General features: G+C 69.2%; 18 protein-coding genes. 7 read left to right on the top strand and 11 right to left on the bottom strand.

Annotated elements, in window-relative coordinates; genetic code table 11:
- Positions 1–326: 326 nt before the first annotated feature.
- The 3 genes from WS92_RS25845 (at position 327) to WS92_RS25835 (ending at position 2,614) form a co-directional block, all read left to right on the top strand.
- Positions 327–938 carry a glutathione S-transferase family protein gene (locus WS92_RS25845; protein WP_006025299.1) on the top strand — a complete coding sequence of 204 codons (612 nt, stop codon included), beginning with the start codon at positions 327–329 and terminating at the stop codon, positions 936–938.
- A 203-nt stretch (positions 939–1,141) separates the two neighbouring features.
- The gene (locus tag WS92_RS25840) at positions 1,142–1,966 is read left to right on the top strand and encodes a hypothetical protein (protein WP_059931028.1); all 825 of its coding nucleotides are present in this window, start codon (positions 1,142–1,144) and stop codon (positions 1,964–1,966) included.
- Positions 1,967–1,993: 27 nt separating this feature from the next.
- Positions 1,994–2,614 (top strand): LysE family translocator, encoded by a 621-nt coding sequence (locus WS92_RS25835; RefSeq protein ID WP_059931026.1) that lies wholly within the window; start codon positions 1,994–1,996, stop codon positions 2,612–2,614.
- 110 nt (positions 2,615–2,724) lie between these two features.
- On the opposite strand, the gene WS92_RS25830 is transcribed toward WS92_RS25835, so the two are convergent.
- The 3 genes from WS92_RS25830 to WS92_RS25820 form a co-directional block, all read right to left on the bottom strand.
- Positions 2,725–4,344, bottom strand: a complete 1,620-nt coding sequence (locus tag WS92_RS25830) for an FMN-binding glutamate synthase family protein (protein WP_059931024.1) — start codon at positions 4,342–4,344, stop codon at positions 2,725–2,727.
- A gap of 121 nt (positions 4,345–4,465) precedes the next feature.
- Positions 4,466–5,626 (bottom strand): tRNA 2-thiouridine(34) synthase MnmA, encoded by a 1,161-nt coding sequence (mnmA, locus tag WS92_RS25825; RefSeq protein ID WP_059931022.1) that lies wholly within the window; start codon positions 5,624–5,626, stop codon positions 4,466–4,468.
- Positions 5,623–6,132: an NUDIX hydrolase gene (locus tag WS92_RS25820; protein WP_059931020.1), complete on the bottom strand. Its 510-nt coding sequence runs from the start codon at positions 6,130–6,132 to the stop codon at positions 5,623–5,625. The genes mnmA and WS92_RS25820 overlap by 4 nt, the downstream gene beginning before the upstream one ends.
- Before the next feature lie 242 nt (positions 6,133–6,374).
- Here WS92_RS25820 and WS92_RS25815 point away from each other — a divergent pair, with 242 nt between their 5' ends.
- Genes WS92_RS25815 through WS92_RS25805 form a run of 3 tightly spaced genes read left to right on the top strand, consistent with a single transcriptional unit; the run spans position 6,375 to position 9,304 of the window.
- The gene (locus tag WS92_RS25815) at positions 6,375–7,514 is read left to right on the top strand and encodes a Re/Si-specific NAD(P)(+) transhydrogenase subunit alpha (protein WP_009913554.1); all 1,140 of its coding nucleotides are present in this window, start codon (positions 6,375–6,377) and stop codon (positions 7,512–7,514) included.
- A gap of 12 nt (positions 7,515–7,526) precedes the next feature.
- Positions 7,527–7,856 (top strand): NAD(P) transhydrogenase subunit alpha part 2, encoded by a 330-nt coding sequence (locus WS92_RS25810; RefSeq protein WP_006025304.1) that lies wholly within the window; start codon positions 7,527–7,529, stop codon positions 7,854–7,856.
- A complete protein-coding gene (locus tag WS92_RS25805) occupies positions 7,853–9,304 on the top strand; it encodes an NAD(P)(+) transhydrogenase (Re/Si-specific) subunit beta (RefSeq protein WP_009913553.1) in 1,452 nt (483 codons plus the stop codon). The genes WS92_RS25810 and WS92_RS25805 overlap by 4 nt, the downstream gene beginning before the upstream one ends.
- Positions 9,305–9,449: 145 nt before the next feature.
- Here WS92_RS25805 and WS92_RS25800 read toward each other — a convergent pair whose 3' ends face one another.
- Positions 9,450–10,136, bottom strand: a complete 687-nt coding sequence (locus WS92_RS25800; RefSeq protein WP_015602256.1) for a helix-turn-helix transcriptional regulator — start codon at positions 10,134–10,136, stop codon at positions 9,450–9,452.
- 241 nt (positions 10,137–10,377) lie between these two features.
- A complete protein-coding gene (locus WS92_RS25790; RefSeq protein ID WP_015600635.1) occupies positions 10,378–10,770 on the bottom strand; it encodes a VOC family protein in 393 nt (130 codons plus the stop codon).
- 254 nt (positions 10,771–11,024) lie between these two features.
- On the opposite strand from WS92_RS25790, the gene WS92_RS25785 reads away from it, so the two are divergent.
- Positions 11,025–11,498 carry an SRPBCC family protein gene (locus WS92_RS25785; protein ID WP_015601061.1) on the top strand — a complete coding sequence of 158 codons (474 nt, stop codon included), beginning with the start codon at positions 11,025–11,027 and terminating at the stop codon, positions 11,496–11,498.
- A 108-nt stretch (positions 11,499–11,606) separates the two neighbouring features.
- On the opposite strand, the gene WS92_RS25780 is transcribed toward WS92_RS25785, so the two are convergent.
- The 6 genes from WS92_RS25780 to WS92_RS25755 all read right to left on the bottom strand — a co-directional run bounded on the left by WS92_RS25780 (position 11,607) and on the right by WS92_RS25755 (position 19,487).
- The gene (locus tag WS92_RS25780; protein WP_006025310.1) at positions 11,607–12,902 is read right to left on the bottom strand and encodes a THUMP domain-containing class I SAM-dependent RNA methyltransferase; all 1,296 of its coding nucleotides are present in this window, start codon (positions 12,900–12,902) and stop codon (positions 11,607–11,609) included.
- Positions 12,903–13,047: 145 nt separating this feature from the next.
- Positions 13,048–15,162, bottom strand: coding sequence for a site-specific recombinase (locus tag WS92_RS25775; RefSeq protein WP_059931016.1), 2,115 nt, complete (start codon positions 15,160–15,162; stop codon positions 13,048–13,050).
- 600 nt (positions 15,163–15,762) lie between these two features.
- Positions 15,763–16,527 carry a PqiC family protein gene (locus tag WS92_RS25770; protein WP_015600641.1) on the bottom strand — a complete coding sequence of 255 codons (765 nt, stop codon included), beginning with the start codon at positions 16,525–16,527 and terminating at the stop codon, positions 15,763–15,765.
- Positions 16,524–18,179 carry a PqiB family protein gene (locus WS92_RS25765; RefSeq protein WP_015600520.1) on the bottom strand — a complete coding sequence of 552 codons (1,656 nt, stop codon included), beginning with the start codon at positions 18,177–18,179 and terminating at the stop codon, positions 16,524–16,526. The genes WS92_RS25770 and WS92_RS25765 overlap by 4 nt, the downstream gene beginning before the upstream one ends.
- Entirely contained in the window at positions 18,172–18,834 is a 663-nt protein-coding gene (locus tag WS92_RS25760) for a paraquat-inducible protein A (RefSeq protein WP_059931014.1), read from the bottom strand. The genes WS92_RS25765 and WS92_RS25760 overlap by 8 nt, the downstream gene beginning before the upstream one ends.
- Positions 18,831–19,487: a paraquat-inducible protein A gene (locus tag WS92_RS25755; RefSeq protein WP_059931012.1), complete on the bottom strand. Its 657-nt coding sequence runs from the start codon at positions 19,485–19,487 to the stop codon at positions 18,831–18,833. Before WS92_RS25755 ends, WS92_RS25760 begins: the two co-directional genes overlap by 4 nt.
- Positions 19,488–19,510: the final 23 nt, after the last annotated feature.

The raw sequence follows: 19,510 nt of genomic DNA, 5'->3' as shown, positions 1-19,510 counted from the left end.
TCGCGCGGGGCGCGCGCGGCGGGTGGGGCGGCGATCGTGCGGATGCGTCGCGGCGGCGCGGCGGGCGTCGCGTGCGCGCGATCGCCGCCGCAAGATGGCCGCGCGAATTTGCGCCCCAATCACGCGCGACCCCGGCGGACTCGATCGAAACGAAACCGCGCGGCAGCCATCGCAGCTTCATCTCCGTCGCCCGGCTCGCGCGGCGGCGCGATTTGATTGTTGCAAACCATCCACAGGCCGGACGGCCGATTATCAACGAACGCGCAACGGCCGGTTATGATCGGCGACAACGTATACTCTCGGGCGCCATTCCCGACAGAAGACAGATGATGAAATTAATCGGTTCGCTCAGCAGCCCGTTCGTCCGCAAGGCGCGGATCGTGCTTGCTGAAAAGAAGATCGACTACAAGCTGGAGCTCGAAAACGTCTGGGCGCCGGATACGAACATCCATGCGTCGAATCCGATCGGCAAGGTGCCGTGCCTCGTGATGGAAGACGGTGCGGCCGTGTTCGACTCGCGCGTGATCTGCGAATACGTCGACACGCTTTCCCCCGTCGGCAAGCTGATCCCGCCGTCGGGACGCGAGCGCGTCGAGGTGCGGTGCTGGGAGGCGCTCGGCGACGGTGTGCTCGACGCGGCGGTCGCGATTCGCATCGAGCACACGCAGCGCGAGCCGCAGCATCGCAGCGAAGCGTGGGTCGCGCGCCAGCAGCGCAAGATCGACGACGGCCTCGTCGCGATGTCGCAGGGCCTTGCAGGCAAGGCGTGGTGCGTCGGCAATCACTACACGCTCGCCGACATCGCGCTCGGCTGCACGCTCGGCTACCTCGAGTTCCGGATGCCCGAGATCAACTGGCGCGAGCGCCATCCGAACCTCGACAAGCATTTCGCGAAGCTGGCGCAGCGCCAGCCGTTCATCGACACGGTGCCGCAATGACGCGTCGCCGCGCGCGCCGGCGATAAAAAAAAAACGTTCAAGCGCGGCTCGGGTCACCGTCCGAACGTGTCGCGGATAGGCGAGCCACCCGGTCGAGCGACGACGGCGCCCCGCTGCTGCATGCGCTGGTGGCGAATTTCGAATCCGTTCGGGCTGCCGCGCAGAGCGGCGGAGCACGTGCATGGACTCCGGCGTTGCGGGCGATGGCCGATTACCTCGTCGCCATACCGTCGGGCGATGCCGGAAAGGCCGTGCGGAGCACGGCCGCCGCACCGGCTAGCGGGGCGACGCTGTGCCTGCCGATGTTCGGAGCTTGGGTGTTGCCGCATGCCGTCCTCGAGTCGGGGCGATGGACGCTGCATTCGAAAGATGTGTGCCGTCTCGGTTCGGATATCGAGTTGTCGGAGTCATGGTGCGCCGTCGCACGCGTGTCAGGCGGCACGTTGCAGGTATTCCGGATTGCGGCGGGGGCGCAAGGACTGCACCGCGCCCGGGTTCCGCCGGGCACCGGGATGTCGGGCCTCGTTCTCGACGGCGTTGCGGCCGAACCGCTCGCGCTACGCCCGGACTTGATGCGTGCGGAACTCGGTGCTTTACTGCGCGGAATGACGTTGATGATGTCGGCGGCACTGATCGGCGGCATGACCGATAGACTCGCCATGCTTGTGCGTTCGTCCATGCCTCGATATGGTGCGCCGAGGGAAATGCGGGATGCGGCGGTTTGCGTTCAGCAGGCATTGGCGCGAATGGAGGCGATATTGCTCACGCGCGAGATGTCGATTTGTGAGGCTTCGGCGCGCGTTCGGCGAGGCGAGCTGATGTCGTCCAACGTCGTGCAGTCGTTGTACCGCACGGCAATCAATGGCGCGTTGGATGCGAGCAGGGTCGCGGCGCGAATCTTTTCGCGCACCCATTCGCAATACGTGCGCGCGGAGATCGAGCGTCAGACCAGTGATATCGCGGCGCTGATGCAATGCGTTTCGAGCGGTGCCGCGTCGCGCGACGAAGCCGCAGCGTGCGCGGATTGAACGAATGAAATTGACGGAGCGTGAGTGATGGTGAATTGGGCGGCGGTATTGACCGTGTTGTCGGTGTATGCAGCCGGGGTCATCGTTCCTGGGCCGAATTTCGTGGCGGTCGCGCACAAGGCGGCGGCTTCCACGCGCACCGACGCGTTCGCGCTCGTCGGCGGCATCGTGCTCGTGAACCTGTTCTGGGCAAGTTGCGCGATTCTCGGCGTGGGCGCGGTGTTCGCCGCTTTTCCATGGGTGGCATTCGCGGTCAAGCTTGCCGGGGCCGGTTACCTCATCTGGTTCGGCTCCAGGCTCGTGCTGTCGGCGGGCCGGAGCGCAAGTGCGGCTCTGGCGAACGGCACATCTGGCGGAGGATTGTGTCAGGCGTTCACCCAGGGTTTCGCGACGAACATCTCCAATCCGAAATCGATGGCCTTCTATGCCGCGATATTTTCGGCGGCTGCGCCGACGCATGTGTCGGCGCCCACATTCGCCGCCATGTTGACGGTCGTCGCCGTGGTGGCGACCGCGTGGTACGGCTTCGTGGCGCTGGCGCTGGCGCATCCGGCGATCGCCGCGTCCTATCGTAAGCGAAAGGCAGTGCTCGATCGCGTCTGCGGTGGCGCGATCATCGCGCTCGGCATCCGGCAGATGATTCGCTGACGGGGCTGGTGAGGCGCGGACCCGTATGCGGGGTCGTGTGGCGGGGGCGTAGCCCGATGTCTATCTCCTATGCCGATTGACGGGCCGGCCGCATGCGGCGGCCGGCGCCGTCAATCGATCGACGCGTAGACGGCGTCGCCGGGCGAGAACGAATCGCTGCGCGCGAGCGGCCACCACGTTTCGTACAGCGAGAAGCCGCAATGGCCGCCGTTGAGCAGCGCGCCCGGCTCCAGATACTTGAGCAGTTGCGACATCAGCCGGACCTCGTGCGGCGCGACGCGCTGCACGATGTGATGCGCGCGCAGCTCCGACGGATGCGACAGCCCCGCCGCCTGCACGAGCTCCTGCAGCGCGTGCAGCGTGTTGCGATGGAAGTTGTGGACGCGGTCGGCCTTGTCCGGCACGACGAGCGCGCGCTGGCGCACCGGGTCCTGCGTCGCCACGCCGGTCGGGCAGCGACCGGTGTGGCAGGTCTGCGCCTGGATGCAGCCGATCGCGAACATGAAGCCGCGCGCCGAGTTCACCCAGTCCGCGCCGATCGCGAGCGTGCGCGCCACGTCGAACGCGGTGATGATCTTGCCGCTCGCGCCGAGCTTCACGCGATCGCGCACGCCGATCCCGACGAGCGTGTTGTGCACCAGCAGCAGTCCTTCCTGCAGCGGCACGCCGACATGGTCGGTGAATTCGAGCGGCGCGGCGCCCGTGCCGCCTTCCGCGCCGTCGACGACAATGAAGTCCGGCACGATGCCCGTCTCGATCATCGCCTTCGCGATCCCGAAGAATTCCCACGGGTGGCCGATGCACAGCTTGAAGCCGGTCGGCTTGCCGCCCGACAGCGTGCGCAGCCGTTCGACGAATTCGAGCAGCCCGCGCGGCGTCGAGAATTCGGAATGCGTCGCGGGCGAGATGCAATCCTTGCCCATCGGCACGCCGCGCGTCTCGGCGATCTCGGGCGTGATCTTCGCGGCCGGCAGCACGCCGCCGTGGCCCGGCTTCGCGCCCTGCGACAGCTTGATCTCGATCATCTTGACCTGCGGATCGGCGGCCTGCTTCGCGAACCTGTCGGGGTTGAAGGTGCCGTCGTCGTTGCGGCAGCCGAAGTAGCCGGACGCGATTTCCCAGATGATGTCGCCGCCGTTCTCGCGGTGGTACTTCGACAGCGAGCCTTCGCCCGTGTCGTGCGCGAAGCCGCCTTTCTTCGCGCCGAGGTTCAGCGCCCGGATCGCGTTCGCCGACAGCGAGCCGAAGCTCATCGCCGACACGTTGAAGATCGAGATGTCGTACGGTTGCGCGCGGTTCGCGCCGACGCGGATGCGGAAATCGTGGTTCGGCAACCGGGTGGGCGCGAGCGAGTGGCTGATCCACTCGTGCGCGACCGCCTTCACGTCGAGCTCGGTGCCGTACGGCCGGTTGTCGGCCACGTTCTTCGCGCGCTGGTAGACGACGCTGCGCTGCGCGCGCGAGAACGGCTTCTCGTCGGTGTCGTCCTCGACGAAGTACTGGCGGATTTCCGGGCGGATGAATTCGAACAGGAACCGCAGATGGCCCCAGAGCGGGTAGTTGCGCAGGATCGCGTGGCGGTCCTGGTTCAGGTCGTACAGGCCGAGCGCGACGAGCGCGGCGACGGGCGCGATCCACAGCCACGAGATCGTGTGCCGCGCCGCGAGCGCGGCGACGGCCGCGAAGAGGGCGAGCGCGCACCACATCGCGAGATAGCGTCGAGAAAGCATGGGGACTCCATATCGTTTTTCGGATGCCGCCATGCGCGGACGAACGGCAAGGCGGCGCGCGCGCACGGCGCCTCGCCGGCGCGGCGTGCTCCGCGTGCCGCAAGTCTAAACCGATCGGGGCTCAGCGCGCTTCGACGAGCGCCGGCGCGCGGCCCGCGGGCGCGGCGTCGGCTCGCCCCGTCGCCGCGGATTCGATGATCCCGCCGCCCAGGCACACGTCGCCGTCGTACAGCACCGCCGACTGGCCGGGCGTGACCGCCCATTGCGGCTCGTCGAACACGAGCGAGAAGCGCTCGCCGCCCGCCGCCTCGCCGGGCGCGGCGCGGCCGAACGCGCACGGCGCATCCGCCTGCCGGTAGCGGGTCTTCGCGCCGCACCGCGCGCCGTCGGCGGGCGGCTCGCCCGCGACCCAGCTCACGTTGCCCGCAACGAGCTCGCGCGAGCGCAGCCACGGATGATCGTGGCCCTGCACGACGTAGAGCGTGTTCGACGCGATGTCCTTCGCCGCGACGAACCACGGCTCGCCGCTGCCGTCCTTGCTGCCGCCGAGGCCGATGCCCTTCCTCTGGCCGAACGTGTAGAACGCGAGGCCGATGTGCTCGCCGACCGTCTTGCCGTCCGGCGTCTTCATCCGGCCGGGTTTCGTCGGCAGATAGCGGTTCAGGAAATCGCGGAACGGGCGCTCGCCGATGAAGCAGATGCCCGTCGAATCCTTTTTCTTCGCGTTCGGCAGGCCGATCTGCGCGGCGATCTCGCGCACCTTCGTCTTCGGGATCTCGCCGAGCGGGAACATCGTCTTCGACAACTGCGCCTGATTGAGGCGATGCAGGAAGTACGACTGGTCTTTCGTATGATCGAACGCCTTCAGCAGTTCGAAGCGGCCGTCGCGCTCGCGCACGCGCGCGTAGTGGCCGGTCGCGATCGTCTGCGCGCCGAGCGACATCGCGTGATCGAGGAACGCCTTGAACTTGATCTCCGCGTTGCACAGCACGTCCGGGTTCGGCGTGCGGCCCGCCGAGTATTCGCGCAGGAACTCGGCGAACACGCGGTCCTTGTATTCGGCCGCGAAGTTCACGGCCTCGACGTCGATGCCGATCAGGTCCGCGACCGACACGACGTCGATCCAGTCCTGCCTCGTCGAGCAGTATTCGCCGTCGTCGTCGTCCTCCCAGTTCTTCATGAACAGGCCGACGACGTCGTAGCCCTGTTCCTTCAAGAGCCACGCGGTCACCGACGAATCGACGCCGCCCGACATGCCCACCACGACCCGATGCTTCGTCATTTGCCCACCGCCTGATGATCCGGGGCCGCGCGATACGGCGCGACCGAATGCGTATGCACGAAATCGAGCGGCACGCGGCGGCCGGCGAGGTAGTCGTCGACGCAGCGCATCACCGCGGGCGACCGGTGGCGATCCTCGCATGCGCGCAGCTCGTCGGCCGTCATCCACAGCGCGCGGACGATGCTGTCGTCGAGCGCGCGGTGGGCGAGCGCGTCGCCTGCGCGGCCGCAGAACGCGAAGCGCAGGTAGGTCGCGCCGACGCTCGCCGGGCGCGCGTAGTGCGCGACGTACACGCCGACGAGCGCGTGGGGCTCGAACGGGTGCGCGGTTTCCTCGAGCGCCTCGCGCGCGACGGCTTCGACGAGCGTCTCGCCGGCTTCGAGGTGGCCGGCTGGCTGGTTGATGCGCAGGCCGGACGACGTGTGTTCTTCGATCACGAGAAAGCGCCCGTCGCGTTCGGCGATCGCGGCGACCGTCACGTGCGGGGTCCAGATTTCGGGTTTCATAGCCGCGCATTTTACCGGTTGCGCCGCGCCGCTGCCGAGCGCGCGTATAGCGCGGTTCCGACCCCGGCGCAACTCCGGGCGTTGCCGATGCGCACCGGCGTGTCGACCGGGAAAGGGGCGCATTGCTGAATCGTCGCCGCTTTCGGTTAAAGTGGCGCCTGAAACAGCCGTTGCCTTCGAGCCGGTATGTCAGTCGCCCGGCTCGCCGTCGCAGTAGAACGAAGAAAGAGGAGGGATCGACGATGCATATCGGAGTGCCTGCCGAAACGCGGGCGAACGAGGCGCGCGTGGCCGCGACGCCGGAGACGGTCAGGAAATACGCGGCGGCCGGCCACCGCGTGACGGTCGAGCGCGGCGCGGGCGTGGCCGCCAGCTTTCCGGACGACGCGTATGCGGCGGCCGGCGCGGAACTGGCCGACGCAGCCGCCGCGTTCGGGGCGGACATCGTGCTGAAGGTTCAGGCGCCGACCGACGCGGAGAGCGGGCAACTGAAGCGAGGCTCGGTTCTGATCGGCATGCTCGAGCCGTTCAACGCCGAGCAGGCGGCGCGCCTGGCGGCCGCGGGCGTCACGGGCTTCGCGCTCGAGGCCGCGCCGCGCACCACGCGCGCGCAGAGCCTCGATGTGCTGTCGTCGCAGGCGAACATTGCCGGCTACAAGGCGGTGCTCGTCGCCGCGGCGCTGTATCCGCGCTTCTTTCCGATGCTGATGACGGCCGCGGGCACCGTGAAGGCCGCGCGCGTGCTCGTGCTCGGCGCGGGCGTCGCGGGCCTGCAGGCGATCGCGACCGCGAAGCGCCTGGGCGCGGTGATCGAGGCGTCCGACGTGCGCCCGGCGGTCAAGGAGCAGATCGAATCGCTCGGCGCGAAATTTCTCGACGTTCCTTATGAAACGCAAGAAGAGCGCGATGCGGCGCAAGGCGTCGGCGGCTACGCGCGACCGATGCCGGCATCGTGGCTCGGGCGGCAGGCGGCGCTCGTGCACGAGCGCGCGAAGCAGGCCGACATCGTGATCACGACCGCGCTGATTCCGGGCCGCCCCGCGCCGACGCTGATCTCGGTCGAGACCGTGCAGTCGATGAAGCCGGGCTCGGTGCTCGTCGATCTCGCGGCGGGGCGCGGCCCCGAATTCGACGGCAGGAAGAGCGGCAACTGCCCGCTCACCGTCGCCGATCGGGTGATCGTTCACCAGGGCGTGACGATCGCCGGCTACACGAACCTGGCCGCGATGGTGCCCGCCGACGCGTCGTCGCTCTACGCGCGCAACCTGTTCGACTTCCTGAAGCTGATCGTCACGAAGGAAGGCGCGCTCGACATCGATCTTTCGGACGACATCGTCGCCGCGACGCTCTTGTGCCGCGACGGCGAAGTCGCGCGCAAATAACGGGAGGAGGTCATGGAGATCATCAATCACACGGTCATCAACGTGATCATTTTCGTGCTGGCGGTGTACGTCGGCTACCACGTCGTATGGAACGTGACGCCCGCGCTGCACACGCCGCTGATGGCGGTGACCAACGCAATCTCGGCGATCGTGATCGTCGGCGCGATGCTCGCGTCGGCGCTCACGCTCGGCGGCGTCGGCAAGGCGTTCGGCACGTTCGCCGTCGCGCTCGCGGCCGTCAACGTGTTCGGCGGCTTCCTCGTGACGCGGCGCATGCTCGAGATGTTCAAGAAGAAGGAGCCGAAGCAGAAGGCCGGCGAGGCGAAGGAGGGCGCGCGATGAGCATGAACGTCGTCACGCTGCTGTACCTCGTTGCTTCGGTGTGCTTCATCCAGGCGCTGAAGGGGCTGTCGAACCCGAAGAGCGCTAGACGAGGCAATCTATTCGGCATGGTCGGCATGGCGATCGCGATCCTCACGACCGTTGCGCTGATCGCGAAGCAGGCCACGTGGCTCGGCGCGAACCTGCCGCTCGGCCTCGCGCTCGTGTTCGGCGCGCTCGTGATCGGCGGCGCGGTGGGCGCGGTGATCGCCGCGCGCGTCGAGATGACGAAGATGCCGGAGCTCGTCGCGGCGATGCACTCGCTGATCGGCCTCGCGGCCGTGTGCATCGCGATCGCGGTGGTCGCGGAGCCGGAGGCGTTCGGGCTCGTGCCGCAGGACGCGACGCTGCCGAACTTCATTCCGTACGGCAACCGGATCGAGCTCTTCATCGGCACGTTCGTCGGCGCGATCACGTTCTCGGGCTCGGTGATCGCGTTCGGCAAGCTGTCGGGCAAGTACAAGTTCCGGCTGTTCCAGGGCGCGCCCGTCGTCTATCCGGGCCAGCATCTGATCAATCTGATGCTCGCGCTCGCGATGCTCGGCTTCGGCGCGCTGTTCTTCCTCACGCAATCGTGGCTGCCGTTCGGGATCATGACGGCGATCGCGTTCGCGCTCGGCGTGCTGATCATCATCCCGATCGGCGGCGCGGACATGCCGGTCGTCGTGTCGATGCTGAACTCGTACTCGGGGTGGGCGGCGGCTGGCATCGGCTTCTCGCTGAACAACGCGATGCTGATCATCGCCGGCTCGCTCGTCGGCTCGTCGGGCGCGATCCTGTCGTACATCATGTGCCACGCGATGAACCGCTCGTTCTTCAACGTGCTGCTCGGCGGCTTCGGCGCGGAACCGGGCGCGGCGGCGGGCGGCGCGAAGGAGCAGCGGCCGGTGAAGTCGGGCTCGGCGGAGGATGCGTCGTTCATGCTCGGCAACGCGGAATCGGTCGTGATCGTGCCGGGCTACGGGCTTGCGGTGGCGCGCGCGCAGCATGCGCTCAAGGAGCTGACCGACAAGCTCGTCGAGAAGGGCGTCGACGTGCGCTACGCGATCCACCCGGTCGCCGGGCGGATGCCCGGGCACATGAACGTGCTGCTCGCGGAAGCGGAAGTGCCGTACGACATCGTGTTCGAGATGGAGGACATCAACGGCGAGATGGGCCAGGCCGATGTGGTGCTCGTGCTCGGGGCGAACGACGTGGTGAATCCGGCCGCGAAGAACGATCCGAAATCGCCGATCGCGGGGATGCCGATCATCGAGGCGTACAAGGCGCGCACGGTGATTGTCAACAAGCGGTCGATGGCGGCGGGCTATGCGGGCCTCGACAACGAGCTCTTCTACATGGACAAGACGATGATGGTCTTCGGCGATGCGAAGAAGGTCATCGAGGACATGGTGAAGTCGGTCGAATGACGCGGCGGGCGGGCGCCCGGCCGGCGCTCGGCCGGGCGTTCGGGGCATCTCGTATCGCGCGTTGCGTGTCGTGAATCGCGTGTCGTGAATCGCGCCGGTCGGCGTGCGGCCCTTGGGGAAGCGCGCCGATGCGGCCCCGCCGCGCTCAACGCACGGGCGCGTTCGCCTTGCGCAGATAGTCGGCGAGCCGTTTGCCTTCCTGATCGGGAAACGGGTCGTGCACCGCGACTTCGTTCATGCGCGCGATGTCGAAGGTGCGGAAGTCCTCGCGCAGCTCGCACCATGCGCCGATCGTCCAGCGTCCGCCCCAGTACACGAGACCGAGCGGCCACACGCGGCGCGTCGTCCGCGCGCCGAGCCGGTCGCAGTAAGCGAAGCTGACGATGCGGCGGCCGTCGACCGCTTCGTGCAGCGCATCCACTTTTTCCGGGAACGCGCGGTCGATGTGAAACGACGGCGCGAACACCGCGAGCCGGTCGAGCGTCGCGCGCTTGTCGGCGGGCATCGCCGACGCGATCTTCGCGAGCGCCGAACGCGCGCCGCCCGCAAAGCGCGCGCCGCCCCACGTTTCGAGCATCCGCGCGCCCGCCGCGAGCGCGGCAAGCTCTTCGGCCGTGAACGTGAGGGGCGGCAGGCTCGCCGCGCGGTTCAGGCGATAGCCGATTCCGGCTTCGCCCTCGATCGGCACGCCCGACAGTTGCAGGTCCCGCACGTCGCGATACACGGTGCGCGGCGACACCGACAGCCAGTCGGCGAGCTGCTGCGCGGTCGTCAGGCGGCGGCCGCGCAGCAATTCGGCGATCTGGAACAGGCGGTCGGCGCGGCGCGTCATCGCGGGGCTACGGGCTGGGAAACAGGGTGGAGAATGCCGCGATGATAGCGCCGCGCGCGGCGGCTGGCGCGCGCGGTTTTCGTAGTCGGCGCAATGCGCGCGATTGTTGCGGCGAATGGTTGCGCAAGCGTTGCCGCCCACGTTTCCGCCGCCTCGCGCGGCGCGGCCCCGCGCGTTGCGGCGACGCGCCCGGCGCCCGTCTTGCCCGCGTGCGCGAGCCCGCGCCCGCCCGGCGACGCGCTCAACTGCATTTGAGCGAATGCAGGCCGATGCGATTGCCCTCGGTGTCGACGAGGTAGCCGATGTAGCCGTAGTTGTTCGGCAGCTCGATCACCGCGCCCTGCACGATGCCGCCCGCGCGCTTCGCGCGCTCGAGCGCGGCCGTCACCGGACCGTTCGCGTTCAGGTAGACGACGGCGCCGTCCGCGCCCGGCTTCAGCCGCTGCGGATCGTAGACGACCGCGCCGCCCGTGGCCGCTTCCGGATGCACGAAGACCGCGGTCGGCACGCCGCCGATCACCTCGCGCTGCAACGCCGTCTGCAGCACGGTTTCATAGAAGCGGATCGCGCGGTCGAAATCGACTGACGGAAGGTCGAACCAGGCGATCACGCTTTCGCTTTTTGCGGTAGTCATTGCAAGCTCCATGTACGTTGATGGGCGGGGGAATCCGTTCCGCCAAACCCGCGTCGCAGTGTGCGCGGGGCCTGCTGACAACGTATTGTCAGCAGCGTAACGGCGCTTGACGCGCCGGCTTCAGGTCGCACAATGAAGCGATGCCGGCCGGCTCCGGCGGGCATCGCGCTCGCCGCGCGCGTGCCGAAGCGCCGACGGACGGCTCGCCGGCCCGGCACGCGGATTCGAAACGGCCCGCATCGATGGAGAAGACGATGGCTGACCTCGCTTATGTGTACGTGACGTATATCGCATCGACGCCCGAGCGCGTGTTCGATGCGCTGACCAACGCGGAGCTGACGAAGGAATACTGGTGCCGGCACCGCAATGCATCGCCGGACTGGCGGCCCGGCTCGCGCTGGGAGCATCAGGATTACGACGATCCGCGCACGGTCGACCTCGTCGGTGACGTGATCGAGAACGATCCGCCGAACCGGCTCGTGATCTCGTGGCGGTTCCCGACGGGCAGCGAGGACACGCGCGTGACGTTCGCCGTCGAGCCGTTCATGGACGATGCGGTGCGCCTGACCGTCAGGCACGAGAACCTTGTGCCGGATTCGGACATGGACCGCGGGATCAGGATGGGGTGGCCCGTCGTGCTGTCGAGCCTGAAGACGCTGCTCGAGACGGGACGGCCGCTCGCGATGACGGCGCGCCGCTGGCATGGCGGGAGCGCGGACGGGCGATGACGGGCGATGACGGGCGTGCGCCGCGCCGGCGCGCGCGGCGGGCGGCGCAGACGTTTGCGCCGCCGTCGTGAAGCCTGCGCGCACGCCGCGCGGCAAACGCGCCGCGCGTTATTCGCCGTCGTCGGCCGCCGCCGGGCGCTGCCGGACGCTGCCCGCGATCAGATCGAAGCGGAACAGCCGGCACTCGAGCGCGCCGTTGAAGAGCGGCGTCTTCGCCGATTCGCGCAGCCGCAACTGGCCCGGCAGCGTGCGGTCCGAGCTCAGCATGAACGCCTGCCAGCCGGTGAAGCGCTGCTTGAGCGCGTCGCCGAGCGCGCGGAAGAATTCGCCGTCGGGCGAATCGGCGTGCGTGCGGCGGAACGCGTCGTCGCCGCCGCGGTTCTTGCCCGTCTCGCGCACGTCGCCGCGCGGGCCGCGGCCGCGCACCTCGATCCGCTCGCCGTACGGCGGGTTCGTGACGATCATGCCGGGCGCGGCGACGGGCGGCGTCATGTTGCGCGCGTCGATCTGCTTGAGCCACAGCGGCGGCACCCCTGCGCGCTCGAGGTTCGCGCGCGTCTTATCGAGCATGTCGCCGGAGATGTCGCTGCCGAAGATCAGCAGATCGTCACGCTTGCCGCGCGCCGCGCGCTTCGCGTCCATCGCGGCGACCTTCAGCGCCTGCCACGCGGTGATGTCGTATTGCTTGAGCTTCTCGAAGCCGAAGCGGCGCTCGACGCCCGGCGCCACGCCGAGCGCGATCTGCGCGGCTTCCGCGACGAACGTGCCGCTGCCGCACATCGGATCGTAGAACGGCGTGCCGGGCGTCCAGCCGGCCAGGCGCAGGATGCCCGCCGCGAGGTTCTCGCGCAGCGGCGCCGCGCCCTTGTCGAGGCGCCAGCCGCGCTTGAAGAGCGGCTCGCCGGACGTATCGAGATACAGCGTGCAGTCGCCCGCCGTCAGGAATGCGAACACGCGCACGTCGGGCTGCGCGGTGTCGATGCTCGGGCGCGCGCCCGTCTTCTCGCGCAGGCGGTCGCAGATCGCGTCCTTCACGCGCAGCGTCGCGAATTCGAGGCTCTTCAGCGGCGACTTGATCGCGGTGATGTCGACGCGCAGCGTCTGCGTCGGCGCGAACCAGCGCTCCCACGGCTGTTCGAGCGCGAGCGCGTAGACATCCTGCTCGTTGCGGTACGGGCGGTGCGCGATCTTCAGCAGCACGCGGCTCGCGATCCGCGAATGCAGGTTGGCCGCCATGCCGGCCGCCCAGCCGCCGCGGAAATGGACGCCGCCCGGCACCTGCGCGCCCGCGTCGTACGGGGCGATCGCGTGGCGCGCGGCGATCTCCGCGAGCTCGGCGGCGAGCGCGGCCTCGAGCCCGCGCGGGCAGGGAGCGAAGAAGTCGAATAGGGTCGGCGAGGACATAAGGCGGGCTGTTGCGTGCAAAAGTACGCCATTGTACGCGGGGTGCGTGCTAGGACCGTCACGTCGCTACGCCGTCATGCCGTTACGTCGTCACCGCCGCCGCGCGGCGGCGTCCGCGTCGCGACGGCCGGCCCGGAGCTCAGTGTCAGTGCGCGCGGGATTCGCCCGCCGCGCCGCCGCCGCGCGGCGGCCACACGAGGCTCGCCGGCCGCGCGAGCACCGCGCGGCCGATCGCGGCGACGAGCGCGCGCACCTTCGTCGGCCGCAGGCTGCGCGAGCGCACCGCCATCGTGAACGCGAGCGCGAAGCTCACCGCGACGTTCAGGATCGCCATGCCGAAGACGCCCGCGACCGCCCACCACAGCTCGGCCGTGTGCAGCGTCTGCCTGCCGAGCACGCCGATCGCGACGCCGATCGAGCCGGCGGAGAGCGTCACGTGCCGCACTTCGAACGAGAACGCGAATGCGCTGACGATCGCCGGCACGAGCCCGAGCATCAGCCCGAGCCCGACGTTGCCGACGACGCCCGCGACGTTCGAGCGGCAGAAGTGCGCGAGCTTCGCCGCGCCCGCGACGCCGAGCGTGATGCGCAGGCGGCGGTTGTACGCGAGCGCGTCGCCGACGCGATGCAGCACGAACCAGTTGTCGGCCCAGCCGGCGAGGAGGCTCGACGCCCACAGCAGCACGCCCGTAAGCGCCGCGTAGATCGGCGTCGGGCCGATGAGCGAGAACGATTTCAGCGTCGCGTGCGCCTTTTCGGGCGAGATCAGGTTCGCGTGCAGAACGCCGCTCGCGAACATCTGCACGGCGAAGCACACGGGCAGCACGACGAGCACATTGCCGCTGATCGCGGCCGCCTGCGTGCGGATCAGCGCGATCACCGACGACACGAACTGCTTCACGCCGTCTTCGTGGCCGGTGCCGTCGAGTTCGCGCGCGATCGTCGGCGCGGTCATCGCCGGCTGCTTCGTCGCGAGCGTGAAGTGCAGGAAGTGCATCAGCATGAAGCTCGCCGCGTAGTTGATGCCGGCGAGCAGCCCCTCGAGCATCGATTGCAGGTGCGCGCCCGTGATCCCGAACTTGATGCAAACGGTGGCGACCGTCACGAGGCCGCCGCCCGCCGCCATGCGCAGCATCTTCAGATATTCGGCGCGGCCGCGCGAGATGTAGTGCTCGCCCGTGTCGGCGTTCGTCTCGACGAGCTTGCGCGCGAAGAGGGCGAAGTTGCTGCGCACGAGGTGCGCCACGCTCTGGCTGTTCTGGTTCGCGTCGACGAGCTCGGCCGTCAGGTGCGCGAGGCCGCGCAGGTCGTCGCGCGCCATCCACGCGTTCAGGAGCGCCTCCGCGCGCAGGATGCGCATGCGCATCCGTTCGACCTGGAACACGATGTCGACCGACACGCCGTTGCGGTACAGATGCGAGAACACGTCGTCGATCGACACGCGGCACTCGTCGAGCAGCACGCGCAGATAGTTGACCTCGTGCAGCAGCTTGCTCGGATCGCCGCCGTCGTCGAGCGCGGCCTGCGCGGTCTCGACGGCGAGCATCGCGCGCGTGAGCCGGTAGAACGGCTGCGCCTCGAGCGGCGTGCGCGCGTCCTCGTCGGACAGGCGGCTGCGCACGGTCTGCGACAGCCCCGTCGAGCTGATCTGGCACGTAAGGTTGTGCAGCGCGGCGAGCAGATCGCGCGAGAACGAGCCGGGCTGGTGGCGCTCCTTGTCGGTCACGTCGAACGCGAACAGGTCGGCCAGACGCGCGAGCAGGTCGTCGGGCAGCGCGTCGATCCACTGCGCGTCGGCGGGCGACGGAAACATCAGCGTGAAGAGCGCGGCGAGCTCGCGGCGGTTCGGCGCGGGCGGGATCAGCGACGAATCGATCCGCTCGACGAGCGCGCCGAAGAAGCCCGAATGCACGGGCATCCCGGCGTCGCACAAGAGCGAGATGCCGTCGCTTTCGCGCAGCACGCCGCGCAGCAGGCGCGCGACGTTCGTCTTCCATTCGGGATTGCGCTCGAGCACGTGGAGCACGTAGCGCAGCCGCGCGTGCGCCGCGAACGTGCGCTCGCCGGATTCGGCCTGCGCGGGCGCGGCGGCGGCCATCGCGCCGTCGCGATGCAGCCAGTGCGCGAGCTCGATCAGCCACTCGGCGCGTTCCGCGTATGGCGCGCCGGCGTCGGCTGTCGCGAGGAGCGCGTCGAGCTGATGACTCGCGCTGCGCGACGCGCGCCACTTCTTGATCAGGGTCGTCAGGGAATCGAACATAAGCGGAATATCGGGCGCCCCTACGGGCAGGGTTCTGTCGGGATGCTGTGCAAACCGGCGGCGCGGCGCAAGGGCGGCTCGCGCGCGGCGGTTCGGCCGGCCGTGCAGGCGTTGCGGCGTTCTCCGAATGCGCGGCGCCGCGGCGCGCGGCGCAATGGCGGACCGGCACGGTCCGGAGCGGCGGCGGGGCGGCGCAGCCAGCGCACATGATGGCCCCGGCTCGCCGGGAGGTGCGTAGGATCGTCAATCGACGCGAAAAACGCAAGGCGACTGTCGGCGGCGGCGTCGGTTCCTCGGTCGAATCGATAAACAATGTCAAACGGGGCGGCGGGGCTTGCGGGCCTCGGATTGTCCGGCCTTCGGAATCTCAGGCGGCCTGGAGCGGTTCGGGGCGGACGCTCGGCCGAACGGGCAGACGGACGGGCCAACGGGCGCGGTTTCCAGCCGGGTTCGGCACGACAAAAGGGGCGCCTGGCGGGACGCGCCCGGCGTGGCGGCTCCGGCCGGCTCGGCGCTGGCCGGGCCGGGCGATCTGCGGCTATCGGCCGCGACCGCCGGCTCCGGATTCCGGGTCGGTGCGTTTGCGCACGGCGGCCGGTGTCACGGCGCGTCGCCGACGCGTTGCGAGTCCGCCTCGGCCGGGCCCGCCGGACAGCGCACGACGGGCGTCGCGAGTGCCGCGTCGCCCGCCGCATTCTTCGCCATCGCCGCCGCTTTCCTCGCCGCCGCGCCATCCGCCGCGCCGTTCGCGCGCGCGGCCGCCATCGCGCGCACGCCGGCCGCGATCTGGTCGGCGAGCGCGCCGATCGCCTGCCGGTGGCCCGCGACGAGCGCGTCGTAGCCCGCCTGCACCGGCTCGACGACGTCGGTGCGGCAGGTCATCACCGCCTGGCTCGGCAGCGCGCGCACGCTCCAGACGGCCGCGAGCGCCGCGTGCCTGCCAGGCCACGACTCGAAGCGCTGGACGTTCACGCTGACCCGGTAGACGGGCACGCCCGCCGGATACGCGGCGTTCGCGACGTCGATCGTGTCGAGCCGCCGCGTGAGCGCCGACGACAGCGCGCGGCGGATCTCGTCGGCGGGCGGCGACGCCCAGCGCTCTTCCTCGAGCACGTCGACCCGCGCGGCGTTCCTCTGCACGACGAGCTGATTCTTCGCGACCTGCTCCGGCACGTCGACGGACGGCACCTGGATCAGGAACGCGGGATTCGCGCTGACGGTCCGGGCGGCGCCGGCCGCCGCCGCGGCGTCGAGCGTGTAGAAGCGTGCGGGCGGCGACGACGAGCAGGCCGCGAGCATGGCCGCCGCCGCGGCAGCCGCGGCGGCGCGCGAAACACGCGCCGGTCGGAGCGAGCGTGCGGTCATTTCTGATCTCCTGGTTTGCCTTTCAGCAGCGATTCGGGATGCCGCTCGAGGTAGTCGGCGAGCGCGTTCAGCGATTGCAGCGTGCGCGTGAGCTCCTTCAGCGCGCCGCGCACGTCCGATTGCAGCGGCGAATCCTGCTGCAGCGTCGCCTCCGCGGTGGTGAAGGTCTGCTTCGCCGCGGACAGCGTGTCGCGCGCCTCGGGCGCAACTTCCGTGTCGAGCCGCTTGAACAGCTTGTCCGCGTTCGCGAGCGCGCTGTTCAGGTTCGCGCCGATCTGGTCGAACGGCACCTTGTCGAGCTTCTTCGCGATGTCGGCGACCTGCAACTGCAGCTCGTCGAGCGTGTTCGGCACGGTCGGCAGCTCGACCGGCTCGTGGTCGAGATCGACCTTCGCGGGCGGCGCCTTCGGGAAGAAGTCGAGCGCGACGTACAACTGGCTCGTCAGCAGGTTGCCCGTGCGCAACTGGCCGCGCAGCCCATGCTGGACGAGCCGCGACAGCATCTCGCGCCGCGCCGCGTAGCCCTTGTCCTGCGACGCCTCGCGGAACTTCCGGCCGAGCCGGTCGGGGTAGACGTTCATCGTCACCGGCATCGTGAAGGTCTTCGTCTTCGGATCGAAGTCGATGCCGATGTTCGTCACCTGGCCGAGCACGATGCCGCGGAAGTCGACGGTCGCGCCGACCGACAGCCCGCGCAGCGACTGGTTGAAGTTCATCACGACCTGCACCGGCTCGCCGTCCGGCTCGCGCATCGCGTCGCCTTCGTCGGCGCCCAGGCGGAACGTCATGTTGTTCGGCGCGGGCGGGCCGGCCGCCTGGTTCGGCGGCGACTGGAACGCGATGCCGCCGAGGATCACCGTCGCGAGCGACTGCGTGTTCAGCTTGAAGCCGCTCGAATCGAGCCGCAGGTCCACGCCGCTTGCCTGCCACCAGCGCGAGTTCAGGCCGACGTACTGATCGTAAGGCGCGTTGACGAACACGCGGAACGTGACGCCCGTGCCGTCCTTGTCGAGCGAGAAGCCGACGACCTGGCCGACCTGCACCCGCCGGTAGTAGATCGGCGAGCCGATGTCGATCGAGCCGAGCGAATCGCCGCGCAGCACGTACTGCGTGCCCTTCTGGTCGCCCGTGACGGCGGGCGGCGTCTCGAGCCCGGTGAACGACTTCTCGGCCTCGTCCGAGCGGCCCGCGTCGACGCCGATGTACGCGCCCGACAGCAGCGTGCCGAGCCCCGACACGCCCGTCGCGCCGACGCGCGGCCGCACGACCCAGAAGCGCGTGCCCTTCACCGCGAAGTCCTCGGCTTCCTTCTTCAACTGCACGTCGACGAGCACGTGCGACAGATCCTTCGACAGCTTGATCGTCTTGACCATCCCGATCTCGACATCCTTGTACTTGACCTGCGTCTTGCCGGGCTCGAGGCCCTCGGCGCTCTTGAAGCTGATCGTGATCTCCGGCCCGCGCTCGAGCACCGATTTGACGACGAGCCCGATGCCGATCAGCGCGGCGACGAGCGGCACGAGCCACACAAGCGACGGCAGCCAGCCGGAGCGCCGCGTGATCACGGGCTCGGGGAGCACCGGCGGCTCGCCGCCGGGCGGAGTGGGGGGGGCCGCGTTCGGGTCGTGCTTCGGGCCTTGCGGTCTATTCATGAGGATTCCCTGAGTTTTCTACGTTGTCCCAGATGAGGCGCGGGTCGAACTGCATCGACGCGAGCATCGTCAGGATCACGACGGAGCCGAACGCGAGCGCGCCGGGCCCCGCCGTGATCACCGCGAGCGAGCGGAAATGGACGAGCGCGACCGTCAGCGTGACGACGAAGATGTCGAGCATCGACCAGCGGCCGATCCGCTCGACGATCCGGTAGAGCCGGGTGCGCTGCATCGGCCGCCACGCGGAGCGGCGCTGCGCGGTGAAGACGAGGATCGTGAGCACGCCGAGCTTCAGCATCGGCACGAGGATGCTCGCGACGAACACGACGACGGCGAGCGGCCATTCGCCCGACGTCCAGAAAAAGACGACGCCGCTCATGATCGTGTCTTCCTGCGAGCCGACGATCGACGCGGTGCGCATGATCGGCAGCAGGTTCGCCGGAATGTAGAGGATCGCGGCGGCGATGAGGAGCGCGAGCGTGCGCGCGATGCTGTCCGGCGTGCGCAGGTGCAGCGCGGCGCCGCAGCGCGCGCAGTGCTCGGGCTTCTCGTGCGAGCCGGGCGAATCCGGCGACGGCCGCGCAAGCTTCTGCACATGGCCGCACGCATGGCAGCTCGCCAGGCCCGCGCGCGCGGCGGTCACGATCCCGGTCATCGCGCGCCCGCCTCGTCGCTTGCGCCGCGCGCCGCGCCGGGCGCGCGCTCGCGCAGCGAATCGGCGATGTCCCACAGCGTGCGCGGATCGAACATCACGACGACGGCGAGCATCAGCGTGAGCGCCGCGAACGCGAAGAGGGCGGCCTCGGGGATCACGCGCGCGAGGCTCACCATCTTGACGATCGTGACGAGGATGCCGAGCATGAACACTTCGATCATCCCCCACGGGCGCACGAGCTGGATCGCGCGCAGCACGCGGTTGAAGCCGGGCGGAATCGCGCCCGAGCGCAGCGCAAAGAGCACGTAGAGGAGCGCGGACATCTCGACGAGCGGAAACAGCAACGTCGAGCAGAACACCATCGCGGCGACGAGCGGCATCCCCTGATTCCACATCGCCTCGAGCGCGCCGAAGAGCGTCGTCTGCACGCGCATCCCGTTCACGTCCATTTCGAGGATCGGGAAGGCCTGCGCGATCAGGAACGTGATGAGCGCGCCCGCCGTGAGCGCGCAGATGCGGTCGACCTGCGCCGAGCCGCTCCGGTAGAGCAGCGCGTCGCAGCGCGGGCAGCGGGCGGTGTCCTTGCCGCTAAGGCGCGGTTTGTGCAACAGTGCGTCGCATTCGTGACAGGCAATCAGGGTGTTTCTATCCATATGGAAAGGCGGTTGCGCGGCGT

Source organism: Burkholderia sp. MSMB1588 (assembly GCF_001546925.1).
Classification (GTDB): Bacteria; Pseudomonadota; Gammaproteobacteria; order Burkholderiales; family Burkholderiaceae; genus Burkholderia; species Burkholderia humptydooensis.
Note: the sequence above shows the minus strand (reverse complement) of the source record. Positions and strands in the feature narration are given on the sequence as shown.

Bases quoted from the DNA above. Each gene is read 5' to 3' on its own strand.
- WS92_RS25815 (WP_009913554.1), top strand. From the start codon at position 6,375: ATGCATATCGGAGTGCCTGCCGAAACGCGGGCGAACGAGGCGCGCGTG.
- WS92_RS25810 (WP_006025304.1), top strand. From the start codon at position 7,527: ATGGAGATCATCAATCACACGGTCATCAACGTGATCATTTTCGTGCTG.
- WS92_RS25755 (WP_059931012.1), bottom strand. From the start codon at position 19,487: ATGGATAGAAACACCCTGATTGCCTGTCACGAATGCGACGCACTGTTG.
- WS92_RS25805 (WP_009913553.1), top strand. From the start codon at position 7,853: ATGAGCATGAACGTCGTCACGCTGCTGTACCTCGTTGCTTCGGTGTGC.
- WS92_RS25835 (WP_059931026.1), top strand. From the start codon at position 1,994: ATGGTGAATTGGGCGGCGGTATTGACCGTGTTGTCGGTGTATGCAGCC.
- WS92_RS25780 (WP_006025310.1), bottom strand. From the start codon at position 12,902: ATGTCCTCGCCGACCCTATTCGACTTCTTCGCTCCCTGCCCGCGCGGG.
- WS92_RS25840 (WP_059931028.1), top strand. From the start codon at position 1,142: ATGGCCGATTACCTCGTCGCCATACCGTCGGGCGATGCCGGAAAGGCC.
- WS92_RS25845 (WP_006025299.1), top strand. From the start codon at position 327: ATGATGAAATTAATCGGTTCGCTCAGCAGCCCGTTCGTCCGCAAGGCG.
- WS92_RS25830 (WP_059931024.1), bottom strand. From the start codon at position 4,344: ATGCTTTCTCGACGCTATCTCGCGATGTGGTGCGCGCTCGCCCTCTTC.
- WS92_RS25820 (WP_059931020.1), bottom strand. From the start codon at position 6,132: ATGAAACCCGAAATCTGGACCCCGCACGTGACGGTCGCCGCGATCGCC.
- mnmA (WP_059931022.1), bottom strand. From the start codon at position 5,626: ATGACGAAGCATCGGGTCGTGGTGGGCATGTCGGGCGGCGTCGATTCG.
- WS92_RS25775 (WP_059931016.1), bottom strand. From the start codon at position 15,162: ATGTTCGATTCCCTGACGACCCTGATCAAGAAGTGGCGCGCGTCGCGC.
- WS92_RS25800 (WP_015602256.1), bottom strand. From the start codon at position 10,136: ATGACGCGCCGCGCCGACCGCCTGTTCCAGATCGCCGAATTGCTGCGC.
- WS92_RS25790 (WP_015600635.1), bottom strand. From the start codon at position 10,770: ATGACTACCGCAAAAAGCGAAAGCGTGATCGCCTGGTTCGACCTTCCG.
- WS92_RS25770 (WP_015600641.1), bottom strand. From the start codon at position 16,527: ATGACCGCACGCTCGCTCCGACCGGCGCGTGTTTCGCGCGCCGCCGCG.
- WS92_RS25765 (WP_015600520.1), bottom strand. From the start codon at position 18,179: ATGAATAGACCGCAAGGCCCGAAGCACGACCCGAACGCGGCCCCCCCC.
- WS92_RS25760 (WP_059931014.1), bottom strand. From the start codon at position 18,834: ATGACCGGGATCGTGACCGCCGCGCGCGCGGGCCTGGCGAGCTGCCAT.
- WS92_RS25785 (WP_015601061.1), top strand. From the start codon at position 11,025: ATGGCTGACCTCGCTTATGTGTACGTGACGTATATCGCATCGACGCCC.